The organism is Nocardioides piscis, assembly GCF_011300215.1.
Taxonomy (GTDB): Bacteria; Actinomycetota; Actinomycetes; order Propionibacteriales; family Nocardioidaceae; genus Nocardioides; species Nocardioides piscis.
Genome location: NZ_CP049866.1, coordinates 1203552 through 1219511, shown reverse-complemented (window position 1 = coordinate 1219511; position 15960 = coordinate 1203552). Strand labels below are relative to the sequence as shown.

14 protein-coding genes and 1 pseudogene are annotated in these 15960 nt (G+C 71.2%); 10 read left to right on the top strand and 5 right to left on the bottom strand.

The features are described from left to right. Positions 1-3: 3 nt before the first annotated feature. From G7071_RS06000 to G7071_RS05985, 5 genes are all read right to left on the bottom strand, one after another. Positions 4-1731: a sulfatase-like hydrolase/transferase gene (locus tag G7071_RS06000; RefSeq protein ID WP_166316153.1), complete on the bottom strand. Its 1728-nt coding sequence runs from the start codon at positions 1729-1731 to the stop codon at positions 4-6. A gap of 89 nt (positions 1732-1820) precedes the next feature. Beyond that, complete coding sequence (locus G7071_RS05995; RefSeq protein WP_343043565.1) at positions 1821-3317, bottom strand: anthranilate synthase family protein; 1497 nt, start codon at positions 3315-3317, stop codon at positions 1821-1823. Then, entirely contained in the window at positions 3263-3754 is a 492-nt protein-coding gene (locus G7071_RS19040) for a hypothetical protein (protein ID WP_246210519.1), read from the bottom strand. The genes G7071_RS05995 and G7071_RS19040 overlap by 55 nt, the downstream gene beginning before the upstream one ends. A 174-nt stretch (positions 3755-3928) precedes the next feature. Further along, positions 3929-6106, bottom strand: a complete 2178-nt coding sequence (locus tag G7071_RS05990) for a HelD family protein (RefSeq protein WP_166316150.1) — start codon at positions 6104-6106, stop codon at positions 3929-3931. A 302-nt stretch (positions 6107-6408) separates the two neighbouring features. Then, positions 6409-7152 carry an enoyl-CoA hydratase-related protein gene (locus G7071_RS05985; RefSeq protein ID WP_246210517.1) on the bottom strand — a complete coding sequence of 248 codons (744 nt, stop codon included), beginning with the start codon at positions 7150-7152 and terminating at the stop codon, positions 6409-6411. Positions 7153-7355: 203 nt separating this feature from the next. Between G7071_RS05985 and G7071_RS05980 the strand changes: the two genes are divergently transcribed. The 10 genes and pseudogenes from G7071_RS05980 to G7071_RS05940 all read left to right on the top strand — a co-directional run bounded on the left by G7071_RS05980 (position 7356) and on the right by G7071_RS05940 (position 15915). Then, positions 7356-8873, top strand: a complete 1518-nt coding sequence (locus G7071_RS05980) for a molybdopterin-dependent oxidoreductase (RefSeq protein WP_246210510.1) — start codon at positions 7356-7358, stop codon at positions 8871-8873. A 99-nt stretch (positions 8874-8972) separates the two neighbouring features. Continuing rightward, complete coding sequence (locus G7071_RS05975) at positions 8973-9641, top strand: fasciclin domain-containing protein (RefSeq protein WP_166316144.1); 669 nt, start codon at positions 8973-8975, stop codon at positions 9639-9641. Positions 9642-9677: 36 nt separating this feature from the next. Further along, complete coding sequence (sigK, locus tag G7071_RS05970) at positions 9678-10292, top strand: ECF RNA polymerase sigma factor SigK (RefSeq protein WP_166316141.1); 615 nt, start codon at positions 9678-9680, stop codon at positions 10290-10292. Beyond that, positions 10289-10993, top strand: coding sequence for an anti-sigma factor (locus G7071_RS05965; RefSeq protein ID WP_166316138.1), 705 nt, complete (start codon positions 10289-10291; stop codon positions 10991-10993). The genes sigK and G7071_RS05965 overlap by 4 nt, the downstream gene beginning before the upstream one ends. Next, positions 10990-11352, top strand: a pseudogene (locus G7071_RS19825) (NAD(P)-binding protein); the annotation flags it as partial. The gene G7071_RS05965 and the pseudogene G7071_RS19825, both read left to right, overlap by 4 nt. A 203-nt stretch (positions 11353-11555) precedes the next feature. Further along, complete coding sequence (locus G7071_RS18665; RefSeq protein WP_246210506.1) at positions 11556-12305, top strand: FAD-dependent oxidoreductase; 750 nt, start codon at positions 11556-11558, stop codon at positions 12303-12305. After that, on the top strand, positions 12296-13042 hold the full coding sequence (locus G7071_RS05955; RefSeq protein ID WP_166313519.1) for a DUF1365 domain-containing protein: 747 nt from the start codon (positions 12296-12298) through the stop codon (positions 13040-13042). The genes G7071_RS18665 and G7071_RS05955 overlap by 10 nt, the downstream gene beginning before the upstream one ends. Beyond that, positions 13039-14397 (top strand): class I SAM-dependent methyltransferase, encoded by a 1359-nt coding sequence (locus G7071_RS05950; RefSeq protein WP_166316132.1) that lies wholly within the window; start codon positions 13039-13041, stop codon positions 14395-14397. Before G7071_RS05955 ends, G7071_RS05950 begins: the two co-directional genes overlap by 4 nt. Before the next feature lie 31 nt (positions 14398-14428). Further along, positions 14429-15040 carry an RNA polymerase sigma factor gene (locus G7071_RS05945; protein ID WP_206062919.1) on the top strand — a complete coding sequence of 204 codons (612 nt, stop codon included), beginning with the start codon at positions 14429-14431 and terminating at the stop codon, positions 15038-15040. Further along, positions 15037-15915, top strand: coding sequence for a hypothetical protein (locus G7071_RS05940; protein WP_166316129.1), 879 nt, complete (start codon positions 15037-15039; stop codon positions 15913-15915). Before G7071_RS05945 ends, G7071_RS05940 begins: the two co-directional genes overlap by 4 nt. The last annotated feature ends 45 nt before the right edge of the window (positions 15916-15960 follow it).

Genomic DNA, 15960 nt, shown 5'->3' with positions numbered 1-15960 from the left:
GTCCTACCGCGTGATGTCCCGACAGCCGCCGCGCACCGGGTCGCTGCCGGACTGGCCCGAGCAGTCGTCGAAGGCCTCGAGCTTGGCCAGCAGCCCGGACACCTCCGCCCGGTAGCGCGGCATTGCGAAGGAGTTCGTCTTCTCCCAGACCCGGTTCTTGTAGGGATAGAACTCATAGCCATGGACGACGCGGTCGGCGGCGTTGTCGAAGTCGTAGCGGATCAGCACGCCGGTGCGGCTGCGGACGGCGACATAGGACGGGATCCGGTCGAGCTCGTCGCCGCGGAGCGCCGAGTCGGGGTCGGCCTTGGTGAGCGCCTGCGCGGTGTGCTCGATGAACACGTGGTTGCGGCGCACCAGCGTCGGGTCGCCGAAGGTCGGCACCAGCGAGGCGCCGAACCGGTAGGGCCGCGGCGTCAGTCCGGCCAGCTCCTCGAAGGTCGGCGCGAGGTCGATGTTGGAGGTCAGCTCGGCGCGGGTGCCCTTCTTGACCCCGGGGCCGACGACATAGAGCGGGACGTGGACGTCGGTGTCGTAGGCGGTGCCCTTGCCGCGGCCGAGCCCGTTCTGGCCCAGGTGGAAGCCGTTGTCGGAGGTGAAGACGACATAGGTGTTGTCGTCGACCGCGCGCAGGATCTTGCGGACGGTGCGGTCCACCGACTGCGCCATCATCGCCCGGGTGCGCAGGTCGTTGATGCTGACGGCCGCACGGAACGGGTTGGGCCGGGTGTTCCACGCCCGCGACGGCTTGCCCTTGCGGGTCAGCGGCCGGTTGTCCCTGCGGTCGTCGCCGAAGCCGGGCAGGTCGCGCCTGGTCAGGTCGGCGCACGCCACCGGCCCGCAGTTGCCGGGCTTGCCGGCCCGCGGGCGGTCACGGAACATCGGCGGGAAGACCGGGTCGCCGGGGTAGTGCGGCTGGGGCTGGGTGCGGTTGTGCGGGGCGTAGGCCGACACCTCGAGGAAGTATGGCGCCGCGCCGGGCTGGTGGCGCTTGATGAAGCTCAGCGCGGTGCGCTCGATCATGGCGCCGGCATAGGCGCGGTCGCGCACGGCCGGCGACGCGGAGGCGGGCGGTGCGGCGTGCTCACGGATGCGGAGCTGACCGCCGCTGAGGTAGGTCGATGCGTAGCCCCAGCCGTCGTAGGCGGAGCCGAAGACCACGTTGAGCTCCGACCAGCCGGGCAGGGCCGGGGGCGCGGCGCGGCCAGGGCTCCACTCGTACTCGTTGAGGTACTTGCCGACGAAGCCGGTGGTGTAGCCGGCCTGCTGCAGCGCGACGTTGAACGCCCGCTCCGGGTTGCCATAGCCCTGGAAGGCCGGCCAGCCACCCAGCGGCGACCCGGGAGCGGTGCCGGAGGTGTTGGTGCGGACGCCCGTCTGGTGCGGGTACTGACCGGTGAACAGGCTGGCCCGCGAGACGCAGCACAGGGAGTCGACGACGAACGCGTGGGAGTAGTCGGCACCGCGGCGACGCATCTGTCGCATGGACCGCATCGTCTGGACCAGGTCGAGGGAGAAGTCGTCCATCAGCACCAGCACGATGTTGGGCCGGGCGGCCGCCTCCGCGCGGGGGACAGCCACCGCGGGGACCACCGACGGCTCGTCCGCCTGCTGGCGCGCGTCGGCGGTGAGGACGAGCGGGCCCTCGTCGCCGGACACGCCGGCGGCGGCCCCGCAAGCAGTCAGGGCGAGCAGGCAGAGGGCAGCAACCCCTCGTCGTACGAACTGCAAGGACTCCCCGTCCAGATGGTGTGGTGCTTCGGCTATCAACTCTGACGCATGGCGTGGCAGATGCGTTGCCCGCCACGCCCTGCGAATGTCTAGCGAACCGGGCGTGGGTTGCAGACGAGGGCCTGGACGAGGTCGTGGATCAGGTCGTAGCCATTCTCCGTCAGGATCGACTCGGCGTGGAACTGAATCCCACGGAAGTGCGGTCCTGAGACGAGATGCACGTCACCCGACGCCTCGTCGCGCTCCACGGTGACGCCGTCGGGCAGGGTCGCGGGGTCGGTGACCCTGCCGACGAAGGTGTTGTAGAAGCCGACGCGCTCGGTGCGGCCCGCGTGGGGGATCGACGACTGCGTCCCCTGGAACACGATGTCCTTGAAGACCAGCGGGATGCCCAGCCGGTCGCAGAGGGTCTGGTGGCCCAGACAGACCGCCAGGAACGGCTGGCGGGTGTCCAGCAGGTCGTCGACGGCACGCCTGAACTGCGCGATCTTGGGGTGGTCGCCGGCCCGCGGGTCGCCGGGTCCGGGGCCGACGATGACCAGGTCGGCGCCGTCGAAGTCACCCGGCGCGTAGTCCTCGTGGCGCACCACCGTCGAGGTCATCCCGAAGACCCCGAGGACGTGGCGCAGCATGTTCACGAAGTCGTCCTCGCCATGGAGGATGACCACGCTCTTGCCTGCCAGCTCCGGGTCGGGGGTGGCACCCTGCTGGTCGGTGAGCCAGAAGCGGCTCAGGCGCTGGTTGCGCGTCCCGAGGGCGAGCAGCACGTCCTCGTCGCGGGCGAGCGCGGCCACCGCGTCGCCGTCCACCGTCGCCGCCGGGACCAGCCCGAAGGCGCTCAGGATGCCGCCGGCCTTGGCGTGGGTCTCGGCCACCTCGTATGCCGCCTGGCTGTCGCGCACCAGCGTGGCACCGGCGGTCACCTTGAGCCTTCCGTCCACCGAGACGTCTGCGGTGCGGATCAGGATCGGGCTGTCCATCGTCTGGTTGCCGTGGGTGTCGCGCCCGAACAGCGCCAGCGCCGCGCTGTAGTAGCCGCGGCCCTCGGTCTCGTACTCGCTGATCAGCCGGCAGGCGTTCTCGACCGGGGCGCCGGTGACGGTGGCGGCATACATCGTGTCCCTGAGGATCTCCCGCGGGTCGCGGTCGCTGCGCCCGGCGAGGAGATATTCGGTGTGCACGAGGTGGGTCATCGGCTTGAGGAACGGGCCGAGGACCTGCCCGCCCTCCTGGCACACGTCGCACATCATCTTCAGCTCCTCGTCGACGACCATGAAGAGCTCGAAGATCTCCTTCTCGTCGGCGAGGAAGTCGAGGAGTCGGTCCTTGAGCTGCTCCGGGTCGTCGGTGGCCGGGCCGACGCGGAACGTCCCGGAGATCGGGTTCATCCGGACGTCGCTGCGCCCGTCGTCGGCGGCCTTGACCGAGACGTGCCGCTCCGGGCTCGCGCCGATCAGGTAGCGGTCGCCGGTGAAGAAGATGAACGTCCAGTAGGCGCCGCGCTCGCGCTCGAGCAGCCTGCGGAACACCGTCAGCGCGCGGTCGGCGTCCCAGTCGGCGACGACCGCGCGGTAGTGACGCCCGATGACCAGGTTGGCGCCCTCGCCCAGCCCGATCTCGTCGGCCAGGATCTTGTCGACGACGACTCCGTAGTCGTCGTCGCTGACCACGAAGCCCCGCGGTCGGCGAACTCGACCGGCAGGTCCGGCAGCGCCGCGAGCAGGTCGCCCACCGAGACCTCGTGCTCCTCGGTGATGTCGACCACCACCAGCGGGGTGCCGTCGTCGATCACGTCGAAGCCGCGCTCGGCGATCTGCCGGAACGGGACGGCGACGAGCCGGTCGACACTGCGCCCCTCCTCCGGGACACCCGTCTCGAGGGGGATGTCGAGCAGCGAGTCGACCTCGCTTCGCGTGCCGCCGACGATGCCGGCCGTCGGCGCCGCCTTGCGTCGGATGACCGCCCACGCCTCCTGCCCCTGGACCTGCTCCAGGAGGGTGCGGACGTCGGTGGGGCCAGTCATGACGGGAACCCTACGGTCCCTCCTGCCCCAGCCCGTGCCCGTGCTCGCCCGCTGGTCCGCGAGGGTGCACAACGTCGGCAGTTCGCCTCGGCTGACGTGGGGTCCACGCTCACGGCGTACGGCGAAGCCTCGAACTGCCGACGTCAGCGGGCCGTCGCGGCGAGCAGCGGAGCGTCAGCTGACGACGGTGAGCAGCTGCGTCGCGCGGGTGAGCACGACATAGAGGGTGGCCCGGCCGGTGGCCGACTCGTCCTCGATCTCCTGTGGTCGCACGACCACGATGCCGTCGAACTCGAGCCCCTTGGTGTCGAGCCCGGTCAGCACCACGACCCGGTCGGTGCCGCTGGGAGTGACCGAGGAGTCGACCGCAGCACGGGCACCGGCGGCGTCCTGGGCCAGCTCGGGCCACGACGCCAGCCACCCGTTGACCTCGGAGCGGCGGGCGACCGGCACGACGATGCCGACGGTCCCGGTGACCCGTCCTGCGGTCGCGACGACCTGCTCGCGCACGGTCGCCTCGAGGTCGGTGGCGGAGACCTCCAGGGGCGGGGTCCCAGTGCGGCGTACGGCGTCGGGCAGGTCGGCGTCGAGCCCGACCCGCTGGGCGTAGGCCGCGGCGTATTCATAGATCTCGGCCGAGTTGCGGTAGTTGGTCGAGAGGTGGAACTCGTGGGTCGGCTTGCCCTCGAGCGCCTCGGCGCGCGCGGCGGCGGACTCCTCGGGGACCGGCCACGACGACTGCGCCGGGTCGCCCACGATGGTCCAGCTCGCGGTGCGCCCACGGCGCCCGACCATCCGCCACTGCATCGGAGTGAGGTCCTGCGCCTCGTCGATCAGGACGTGGGCGAAGGCGTCGTCCTCGATCCGGTGGGTCGGCGGAGCCCAGGAGCGGCCCGAGGGGGCGTATTCGCGGTCGGCCGCCGTCGTCAGCTCCTGCAGGTCGACGCCACCCTCCAGCGCGGTCAACGTGTCGTCGCGGTCGTGGTCGGCGTCGGTCTGCAGGGGCACGTCACCGAGGGCATAGCGCAGCTCGTCGATCAGGGGGACGTCCTCGACGGTCAACGTCGGGTCGGCCCAGGACTTCGTGAGCAGCCGCTGCTCCTCCGGGGTCAGGAGGCCGTCGGCGACCCGGCGGAGGAACTCGGGGTCGTGCAGCCAGGACAGGACCGTGGGCGCGTCGAGCGGCGGCCACCAGGCGGTCGCGAACTCGAGGAAGCGAGGGTCGGAGAGCAGCTCCTCGTTGAAGAAGTTGCGGCCGGGCTCGCGGCCGCGCTCACCCCGCACCTGGCGCCACAACGCGTCGAGCAGCGCGTTGGCCACGCGCGGCAGCTGCCGGTTGCGCCTGCCCTGCGACATCAGCTGTCGGCGTACGCGACCCAGGACGCCGCGGTCGAGGATGAGCCGGTCGTCGCGCCAGAAGTAGGCGAAGTCGCCCGCGCTGCCGGGAGCCTGCTGCCTCGCCGTACGGCGGAGCACCTCCGCCATCCGCGCCGAACCCTTGACGTCGGCCACCGCGGGCTCGTCGTGGCGGGTCGCGCGCATGCCGTCGACGACCTCGCCGAGGCTGCGCAGCGCCACCGCGGTCTCGCCGAGGCTGGGCAGGACCCGCTCGATGTAGCGCATGAACACCCCGCTCGGGCCGACGACGAGGACGCCGCCGGACTCGTAGCGGCGGCGGTCGGAATAGAGCAGGAAGGCCGCGCGGTGCAGGGCCACGACGGTCTTGCCGGTGCCGGGACCGCCCGAGATCGACACGACGCCCTTGCCGGGGGCGCGGATCGCCTTGTCCTGCTCGGCTTGGATGGTCGCGACGATGGAGTGCATCGAGCGGTCGCGCGCCCGCCCGAGCTGGGCCATCAGTGCGCCCTCGCCGATGATCGGCAGGTCGGTCTCGATCTCGGTGTCGAGCAGCTCGTCCTCGACGCCGACGACGGTGCGGTGCTCGGCGCGCAGCACGCGCCGGCGGATCACACCCTGGGGCTCGGCCGCGGTCGCCTGGTAGAACACCGCAGCGGCCGGGGCACGCCAGTCGATGAGCATCGTGTCGCGGTTGGAGTCGCGCAGGCCGATCCGGCCGATGTAGCGGGGTTCGGCGTCGATGTCAGGCGTCAGGTCGAGGCGGCCGAAGACGAGGCCCTCGTGGGCGGCGTCGAGCTGGGCGATCCGCTTGGCGGCGTGGAAGACCATCGCGTCGCGCTCGACGAGCCCGCCCTCGTGGCCGAGCTTGCCGCGGCCGTGCCCCTCGGTAGCGAGCTGCTGGGCGTTGCGGGCGCTGGCCTCGAGCTGGACGTAGACCCGGTCGACGAAGTTCTGCTCGGTCGCGATCTCGCGTTCCTCGAGCTGGTCACTCACCCGGCTGCTCCCCGTGTCTGCTCGGTTGTCGGCGCCGTACGTGCGAAACGGCAGAAGGAGAAGACTACCGACTCGATGACCGGTTCGTAGTCTTGCGGGGCGACTGCTCACGGCACGCCAGGCAGGCACAACTGGCGGCGGGCGACAGCGGCCGACGTGAGCCGCGCCCGCTCCCCAGGCAACTGGCGGCGGACGACGGGCATTCGACCGATTCCCACGTCGGGCGCCGCCAGTTGACGCGCGCGTCCACGACCGACCGTCGCGCGCCGCCAGTCTGCGGCCACCGGCGTGCCGACGCCGCCCTACTTCTTCCGCGACAAGAAGGCCGTCATCGCCTCACGGGCCTCGTCGGAGGCGAAGAGCCGGGCACTCAGCGCAGCCATCTCGGCGCCCTTCGCGTCGATGGTCTCGAGCAGGTCGGCGTTGAGGATGCGCTTCGACTCCCGCAGCCCCTGGGCGGCGCCCGTGGCCAGCGACCGGCACACCGCGGCCACCCGGTCGTCGAGGTCGTCGTCCGGCACGGCCATCGTCACGAGTCCGTATGTCGCTGCGTCGGCCCCGCCGAACACCTCACCGCCCAGGGTGGTGAGCGCGGCGGCGCGGGGCGTCATCCGGTGGTGGACGGTCAGGGAGATGATCGCCGCCGCCAGCCCGAGCTTGACCTCGGTCAGGGCGAAGGTGGTGCTCTCGCTCACGATCGCGATGTCAGCAGCTGCGACGATGCCGATGCCGCCAGCGCGCACGGGACCGCCGACCCGCACGACGACGGGCTTGTCCATCGAGACGATCAGCCGCTGGAGCTCCACGATCCGCTTCGCGCCCTCCTCCATGCCGTCCGTGGTGGCCTCGGAGAGGTCGGCCCCGGAGCAGAAGACCCGCCCGGCGCTGACGATCAGCACGACCTTGACCGCGTCGTCGCCCGCCGCGGCCTCCAGGTGACCGAAGAGCTCCGTCACGAGCTGGCGCGAGAGCGCGTTGCGGTTGTGCGGGGAGTCGAGGGTGATGGTGGCGACCGCGTCGGCGACCGCGTAGTGCACGAGTTCCATGGGCGTCATCCTGCCCTGCGCCATACGGTCACCTGCGCTGTGGTCCGTCGCCTGACCCGCTGAGTTGTAACGCGCTGTCAGCAGCACCTCCGCGTCGTTGCGGCGGGTCGTGGGTGACCTGAACAGCGCGTTACAACCAGTGGGAGGCAGGTACGGCGGCGCCCGCACCAATCCGATCGGCGGTCGCGCACCGAACACCCCTCGTGCTGATCCGACTGCTCCACGCCATGTTCGGAGTGCTGGCGACACTCACCGGCGTCGCGGCCGCCCACCTCGTGGCGGCGCTGACCGTGCCGGCGGCCTCGCCCGTCCTGGTGGTGGGGTCCACGGTGATCGACCTGACCCCCACCCCGGTCAAGGAGTGGGCGATCAGGAGCTTCGGGACGGCCGACAAGCCCATCCTGATCGGCTCGGTGATGCTCGGCGTGCTCGTCCTGGCCGCGATCGCCGGCATCGTCGCGGCTCGCCGCATCACCGCCGGGCTGCTGATGATCGTCGGCCTCGCCATGCTGGCCGGGGTGCTGGCGCTGCTGCGCCCCTCGGCCGGCCCCCTCGACCTGCTGCCCAGCCTGGTCGCCGCCCTCGTCGGTGCCGTCGCCCTGTGGTGGCTGCACCGGCTCGAGGAGTCTGCGCCGGGAGCGGGCGTGGAGGGTGCGGCAGGACCGACCCGCCGCGGCGTGCTCCTCGCCGCCGGCGGGTTGGCCGCCGCCGCCGCCGTGCTCGGGTCCGCGGGCCGGTTCATCTCGGCATACCGCCTCAAGGGCACCGACATCGACCTGCCGACCGCGACGGGCACCACCCCGCCGCTGCCGGACGGGCTGGACGGCAAGATCAAGGGGATCTCGCCGTTCCGCACCCCGACCGCTGACTTCTATCGCGTCGACACCCGCCTCTCGCTGCCGATCGTCGACGCCGAGACCTGGTCGCTGACCATCGACGGGGATGTCGACCAGGAGGTGACGCTGACGCTCGCCGACCTCTACGAGCTCGAGGTCATCGAGCGCGACATCACCCTGACCTGCGTGTCCAACGACGTCGGCGGGCCCTATGTCGGCGCGGCGCGCTGGCTCGGCGTACGCCTCACCGACGTCCTCGACCTGGCCGGGATCGACAACACGTCGGCCGACCAGATCCTCTCCACCGACGTCGACGGGATGACGATCTCCACCCCGCTGGCCACCGCGACCGACGGCCGGGACGCGATGATCGTGTTCGGGATGAACGGCGAGCCGCTGCCGCGCGAGAACGGCTTCCCGGTGCGGATGGTGGTGCCCGGCCTCTATGGCTTCGTCAGCGCGTGCAAGTGGATCACCAAGATGACGCTCACGACGTATGACGACCAGCAGGCCTACTGGACCGAGCGCGACTGGGCCACCGAGGCACCGATCAAGATCTCCAGCCGGATCGACACCCCCAAGCCCCTCTCCGACAGCTCGCCCGGTCGCATCGCCATCGGCGGGGTCGCCTGGGCGCAGGGCGTGGGCATCAAGGGCGTCGAGGTGCGCATCGACGGCGGCCCCTGGCAGCCGGCCACGCTCGGCCCGGACGCCGGCGACGACTACTGGCGCCAGTGGTTCCTCGAGTGGGACGCCGCGCCCGGACAGCACTTCCTCGCGTGTCGGGCCACCAACAACGACGGCGACGTGCAGACGCCGGTGCGCGCGACCCCGTTCCCCGAGGGCTCGACCGGCATCCAGGAGATCGCCGTCAACGTCGGCTGAAAAAAGTTTGAGTCACACCAATCCGCACCCAGCACAGCACCGAACACCCTCCGGAAACTCACTCGGGGCCCACCGCCCCCCACCGAAAGGCAGCTCCCCATGAACCACATCGCCCGCAAGACCGGTCTCGCCACCATGGCCCTGACCCTGTCCCTCGGCATGGCTGCCTGTGGCGGCAGCGAGGAAGAGCCCGCCAGCGCCTCCGACACCTCGAGCGAGTCGTCGAGCGAGACCCCCTCCGAGGAGCCCATGGAGGAGGAGTCGGCCGCATCTGACGCCGCCGAGGGCACCTTCGGCGAGGGCTGCGCCGCCATCCCGACCGACGAGTCCGACCCGGGTTCGTTCGCCGGCATGGCCACCGAGCCGGTCGCCACCGCCGCCTCGGGCAACCCGCTCCTCAAGACGCTGGTCGCCGCCGTCACCAAGGCCGGCCTGGTCGACACCCTCAACTCCGCCGAGGGCATCACCGTCTTCGCCCCGACCGACGAGGCCTTCGCCAAGATCCCCAAGAAGACCCTCAACGCGGTCCTGGCCGACAAGAAGACGCTGACCGCGATCCTCACCCACCACGTCGTCCCGGAGACCCTGACGCCGGACAACCTGGCCGGCACCTTCACGACCCTCAACAAGGACGAGCTCACTGTCGAGGGAAGCGGCGACATGTTCACCGCTGACACCGAGGAGGCTGCCAACGTGATCTGCGGCAACATCTCCACCGCCAACGCCAAGGTGTACGTCATCGACACCGTCATGATGCCCCAGATGTGATTGTCGTCTGAAGACCGATCGACAAGGATCATTGACGTGGACCACGTGAAGCGCGTGCCGGACGGGGTGCCCTCCCACGAGGGTGCCCCGTCGGGGGGCGACCACGCCCGGCGACTCGGCGAGCTGCTCCAGCTCGCCAGCCGCGGCGACGAGGCGGCGTTCGCCGAGCTCTACGACGCGACCTCGGCGCGGGCCTACGGCCTGGCCCTGCGGGTGGTCCGCAACCCGGCGCACGCCGAGGAGGTCACCCAGGAGGCCTACCTCGACGCGTGGCGCACCAGCAGCCGTTTCGACCCCGCACGCGGCAGTGCCGCGGGCTGGCTGCTCACGATCGTCCACCGCAAGGCCGTCGACCGGGTCCGCTCGGCCGAGGCGGCCACGGCCCGCGACGAGAACTATCGGCGCGAGAGCCAGGTCACCGAGCACGACACGACAGTCGAGAGTGCCCACGCCTCCCTCGAGGCCCAGCGCGTCCGCGGAGCGGTCGCCGGGCTCACCGAGGTGCAGCGCGAAGCCGTCGAGCTGGCGTTCTTCGGCGGCTACACACATACAGAAGTGGCATCGATGCTCGACGTCCCCGTCGGCACGGCCAAGACCCGCATCCGAGATGGACTCATCCGGTTGCGCGACGCGATGGGAGTTGGCGCATGAGCGACATCCACAAGCTGTCGGGCGCCTACGCTCTCGACGCGGTCGACGAGTTCGAGCGTGCCCAGTTCGAGCGCCACCTCGCCGAGTGCGAGGACTGCCGGCTCGAGGTGGCGAGCCTGCGCGAGACGACGGCCCTGCTGGCCGAGTCGGTCGCAGTCCCCCCGCCGGCCTCGCTGCGCGACTCGGTCCTCGCCGGCATCACCCAGGTTCGCCCCCTCCCGCCGGTGGTCGAGCCGCCGGCCCGACGAGCCGCCTGGTTTCCACTCCTGGTCGCCGCGTCCGTCGCGGCCATCCTCGGCGTCGGCGTTGCGATCTGGCAGCCGTGGGCCACGTCCCCGGAGACCGATTCGCTGACCGCCGCCGAGCAGGTGCTCCGCGCGCCTGACGCCGAGGAGGTCAGCCTCGACCTCGGTGAGGCCGGCCGCGCCACCGTCGTCCGCTCCGTCTCGGTCGGCAAGGCCGTCATCCAGACCGAGGACATGGTCTCGGCGCCGAGCGGCAAGGACTACGAGATCTGGCTGCAGGTCGAGGGCGAGATGGTGCCCGCCGGGCTGATGGAGGACGACCCGGACCTGACGATGGTCCTCGAGGGTGACGCGGCCGAGGCGACCGCAGCCGGCATCACCGTCGAGCCCGACGGTGGATCTCCCGCGCCGACCTCCGAGCCGATCGCCCTCTTCGACTTCAGCAGCGCGACATGACCACCCCGCACCGCAACATCGGAGTCGTCGGTTCCGGTGTCGCCGGACTGACCGCCGCCTACGTCGCCTCGCGCACGGCGCACGTCACGCTGTTCGAGGCTGACGAGCGTCTCGGCGGCCATGCCGACACGCATGTCGTCGAGGCCCCCGAGGGTCGTCTGCACATCGACACCGGCTTCATCGTGCACAACCCGCGGACCTACCCCACGCTGCTGCGCCTGTTCGCCGAGCTCGACATCGCCACCCAGCCCTCCGAGATGTCCCTGTCGGTCTCCGACCAGGGTTCGGGGGTCGAGTGGGCCGGCGCCCTGGGCGCGCGGGGGCTGTTCCCGACTCGCGCCGCCGCGACCTCTGCCGACCACTGGCGGATGCTCGCCGCGATCCCCCGCTTCCACCGTCGGGCCCGCGCCGTCCTCGCGGCCGCTGACCGGTCACGTCCCGACGCGTCATCCGGAACCGACGCCCTGGGTGCTCCTTCGTATGACGCATCCACGACAGCCGACCAGACGCTGCGCGAGTTCCTCGTCGAGGGGGCTTCTCCGCCCACTTCGTGCGGCACTTCATGGAGCCCCTCGTCGCAGCGGTGTGGTCGTGCGACCCCGAGACCTCGCTCGACTACCCCGCCCGCTACCTGTTCACGTTCCTCGAGCACCACGGCATGCTCGGCGTGTTCGGCTCGCCGCAGTGGCGCACCGTCACCGGGGGTTCGAGGACGTATGTCGACGCAGTGGCCGCGCAGCTGCAGACCGTCCGCACGGGCACCAAGATCACCTCGGTGCACGAGCTGCCCGACCGCGTGGTCGTCACCGACGGCAACGGTGGAGTCCACTCGTTCGACGCCCTCGTGATCGCCACCCACCCCGCCCAGGCCATCTCGATGCTGGAGTCCCCGACGACCGCGCAGAGCGAGGTGCTCTCGTCGATCCCGTACGTCGCCAACACCGCCCTGCTCCACACCGACACCTCCCTGCTGCCGCAGGCCCCCAACGCCCGGTCGAGCTGGAACTTCCAGCGCCCGACGACCGCCACCGGTCAGGTCACCGTCACCTACGACCTCACCCGGCTCCAGCGTCTGCCGACGAAGACCCACTACCTCGTCACCCTGGGTGGGGAGCACCTCGTCGACCCGGCGACGGTGATCGAGCGGATGGAGTACGAGCACCCGCTCTACACCCCGACCTCGGTGGCGGCCCAGCAGCGGCTGGCCGAGGTCGACACCGGGCGGATCGCGTTCGCGGGGCCTACCACGGCTGGGGCTTCCACGAGGACGGCGCCCGCTCGGGCCTCGCGGCGGCGACGCGGTTGGGCCTGACCTGGCCGACCACGGCGACCCCCGCGGCCCGGGTCGAGGCCGGGGTGTTCGAGACGACGGTGAGGCACACCCGCCGTACGCCCTTCAAGCGCGGGTTCGAGCACCGCTCACACCTGTGGTTGGTCGACCTCGACGACCTGCCCCGGCGTCGGGGCCTCGTCAGCTTCGAGGCCCGCGACCACCTCGGCTCTGCCAACGCGACGATCCGCGAGAACGTCGAGGCGTTCCTCGACCTCCAGGGCATCGACCTGGCGGGTGGCCGGATCCTGATGGCGGCCAACCCGCGGTCGCTCGGCCACTGCTTCAACCCGATCTCGGTGTTCTGGTGCTTCGACGCTGACGGCGTGGAGGCGGCGGTGGTCGTCGAGGTCCACAACACGTACGGCGACCGGCACGCCTATCTCGTCCAGCCCGACGACCAGGGCCGCGCCCGGGTCGACAAGGCCATGTATGTCTCGCCCTTCCACGGCGTCGAGGGCTACTACGAGCTCGCGGTGCCGGTGCCGGAGCGGCGACTGCACGTCGCCGTGACCCTGCACACCGCCGACGGTCAGCCGTTCAGCGCGAGCGTCACCGGCGAGCGGGTCGGTGGTGTCCACGACCGTCCCGGCGGCTGGCGGACCCTCGGCGCGACCCTGAGGAGCAGCGCGCTCATCCGCGCGCACGGCATCTGGTTGTGGGCCCGCCGGCTCCCGATCCACTCCCGCCCCCCACACCGTCAGGAAGGCGTCCGATGACCAGCCTCGAGTCCAGGCCCTCCACCGACGAGCGCCTGCCTGCCCTGGAGCCCGTGCCGGCCAGTCCGCGCACGGCTGTCTCCGCCGCCGTCGCACGCCGGCTCTTCGCCGCCGCCATCCGGCGCCTCGACGTCACCGTGGAGGAGGCCCCCAACCGGCGCGGCATCGGTCGCACCCTGGGCCGTGGCGGACCGCGGATGGTCATCCACCGGCCCGACGAGTTCTATGCACGCCTCGGACGCGACGGGCTGATCGGCTTCGGCGAGGCCTACCTCACCGGCGCCTGGGACGCGGCCGACCTCGCCGAGTTCCTGACCGTGCCGGCAGCGCGGATCGCCGACCTCGTCCCCCAGTCGCTGCAGAACCTCCGGGCGCTGGTGACCCACCGCACCCCGCGCCACCAGCGGAGCACGGCTGCCAACAGCAGGGCCAACATCGCCCACCACTACGACCTGTCCAACGAGCTCTTCGCGATCTTCCTCGACGAGACCCTGAGCTATTCGTCTGCTCTCTTCCCCACCTCCTTCCGCGCTGGTCCGGACGGACCTCACCACCTGCTGGCCACCCCACCAGACCCCGCCGACACCGGGGCCGCACCCCTCCACAGCGCCGACTTCGCCGAGGCGCAGGCCCGCAAGATCGACCGCCTGCTCGACGAGGCCGGCGTCACCGAGGGCACCCGGGTCCTCGAGATCGGCACCGGCTGGGGCGAGCTCGCACTGCGTGCTGCCCGGCGCGGGGCGCGCGTCCACTCCATCACCCTCTCGAGCGAGCAGCTCGAGCTCGCCGAGCAGCGCGTGGCCGCAGCCGGCGTGGCCGACCTGGTGCGGATCGAGCTGATGGACTACCGGGCCCTGGCCGAGCCTGAGTTCGCATCGGCGTACGACGCCGTGGTGAGCGTCGAGATGATCGAGGCCGTGGGCCACGAGTTCTGGGGCACCTACTTCCAGACCATCGACCACACCCTGGCACCGGGGGGCCGGGTCGCGATCCAGGCGATCACGATGCCGCACGACCGGATGCTGGCCACGCGGGGCACCCAGACGTGGATCAACAAGTACGTCTTCCCCGGTGGATTCCTGCCCAGCGTGCAGGTGATCGACGAGATCACGAGTGCACAGACGTCTCTGCGGCGCACGGGACTGCTGGAGTTCGGCAGTCACTACGCCGAGACGTTGCGGCGCTGGGACACGACCTTCCGGGCCCAGCGAGACGCTGTGCTCGCCCTGGGCTTCGACGAGACCTTCCTGCGGATGTGGCACTTCTATCTCGAATACTCGCGCGCCGGGTTCGCCAGCGGCTACATCAACGTGCAGCAGCTGACGTTCGTCAAGCAGGGTCACCGAGCCGTCTGACCCAGCACGGACGTCTGGTAGAACCTCGCCCGTGTCCGCGCCCGACGATCCGCTCGACCTCCACGTCGAGCGGATGCGTGCCGGCGACGAGGACGCCATGCGGGTGGTCTATCGCGACGTCCAGCCCCGGCTGCTGCGCTATCTGACCGTCATGGTCGGCGTCGCGGACGCGGAGGACGTCGCGAGCGAGACCTGGGCCCAGGCGTTCCGCGACCTCGACCGGTTCGCCGGCGACGCCGACGGATTCCGCGGCTGGATCACCACGATCGGTCGCCACCGAGCCCTCGACCACCTGCGTCGCCGGCAGCGCCAACCCGTGGGCGACCTCGACCTCATGGAGCTGCTCGACCGCCCCACCGGGGAGGACGTCGAGGGTCTCGTGCTCGACGCCGTCGGGACACAGGACGCCCTGCGGATGCTGGCGGGCCTGCCGCGAGACCAGGCGGAGGCAATCCTGCTGCGCACCGTGCTCGGCTTCGACGCACCCACCGCGGCCCGGATCCTGGGCAAGCGCCCGGGGGCGGTGCGCAGCGCGGCGCACCGCGGGCTGCGCGCCCTGGCCCGGCAGCTGGAAGACCCGGAGAAAAATGTTCGCCCCACCCGTGACACTTCACCCGAGCCCGACGCTGAAGGTCTGAGATGAGCAACCACCACCGCCTGACGCGCCGCGAGACCGAGAGCATCCTCGATGCTCCGGTCGAGCCCGCATCCCGGCTCTCAGGGCTGCTGGGCGCGCTGCGCGCACCCGCTCGTCCCGCAGAGCTGCGGCGAGAGAACCTCGCGGTGGCGGCCTTCCACACGGCTCGTCTGGAACCCGTCACCAGCACCAGGAGTGTCATGACCACACCTCGCAGGGCAGCCACCCGGGCGGTCGTCGCCACCGGCATCGTCGTCACCCTCGCCTCCGGCGGGTTTGCGCTCGCGGCCACCGACAACCTGCCCACGTTGCCCGGCCAGGCGTCCGACCAGGCCACCGCGTCGGTGGCCAAGGTTCAGGCCGCGGCCAGCGGGAGCGAGACGGTCGACCCCACCGAGACCACCCAGCCCGCCGACAACGCCTCGGCGACCGAGTCGGCCTCGCCCACGCCCAGCTTCAAGGGCCTGTGCAAGGCCTACCAGAACGGCAACAGGCAGACCCGGGGCAAGTCGCTCGACAGCGCGGCGTTCACCGCCCTCGCCACCGAGGCAGGCGGCAAGGAGAGCATCGCGACCTACTGCGTCACGGTGATCGGCGAGCCGAAGGCCAAGCCGAGCAAGCCCGCCAAGCCCACCCAGGCCGCGACGCCGAGCAAGCCCGCCAAGCCGACCAAGCCCACCCAGGCCGTGACTGCGACGAAGCCCACGCCTCTCAAGCCGACCAGGCCGACCAGGCCGACCGGGCCGGCGCCGGTCAAGCCGACCCAGGCCACGACGCCGGTCAAGCCGACAGCCACCCCGACCACGGCCACGACCTCGGCCCAGGACGCGAAGGACACGAAGGACGCGAAGGGCAAGCCGGCAGGTGCCGGAAGGCCCTGACCCACCGCGGCGACACCACAGCGCCAACCCCCACACTCCCGAGAC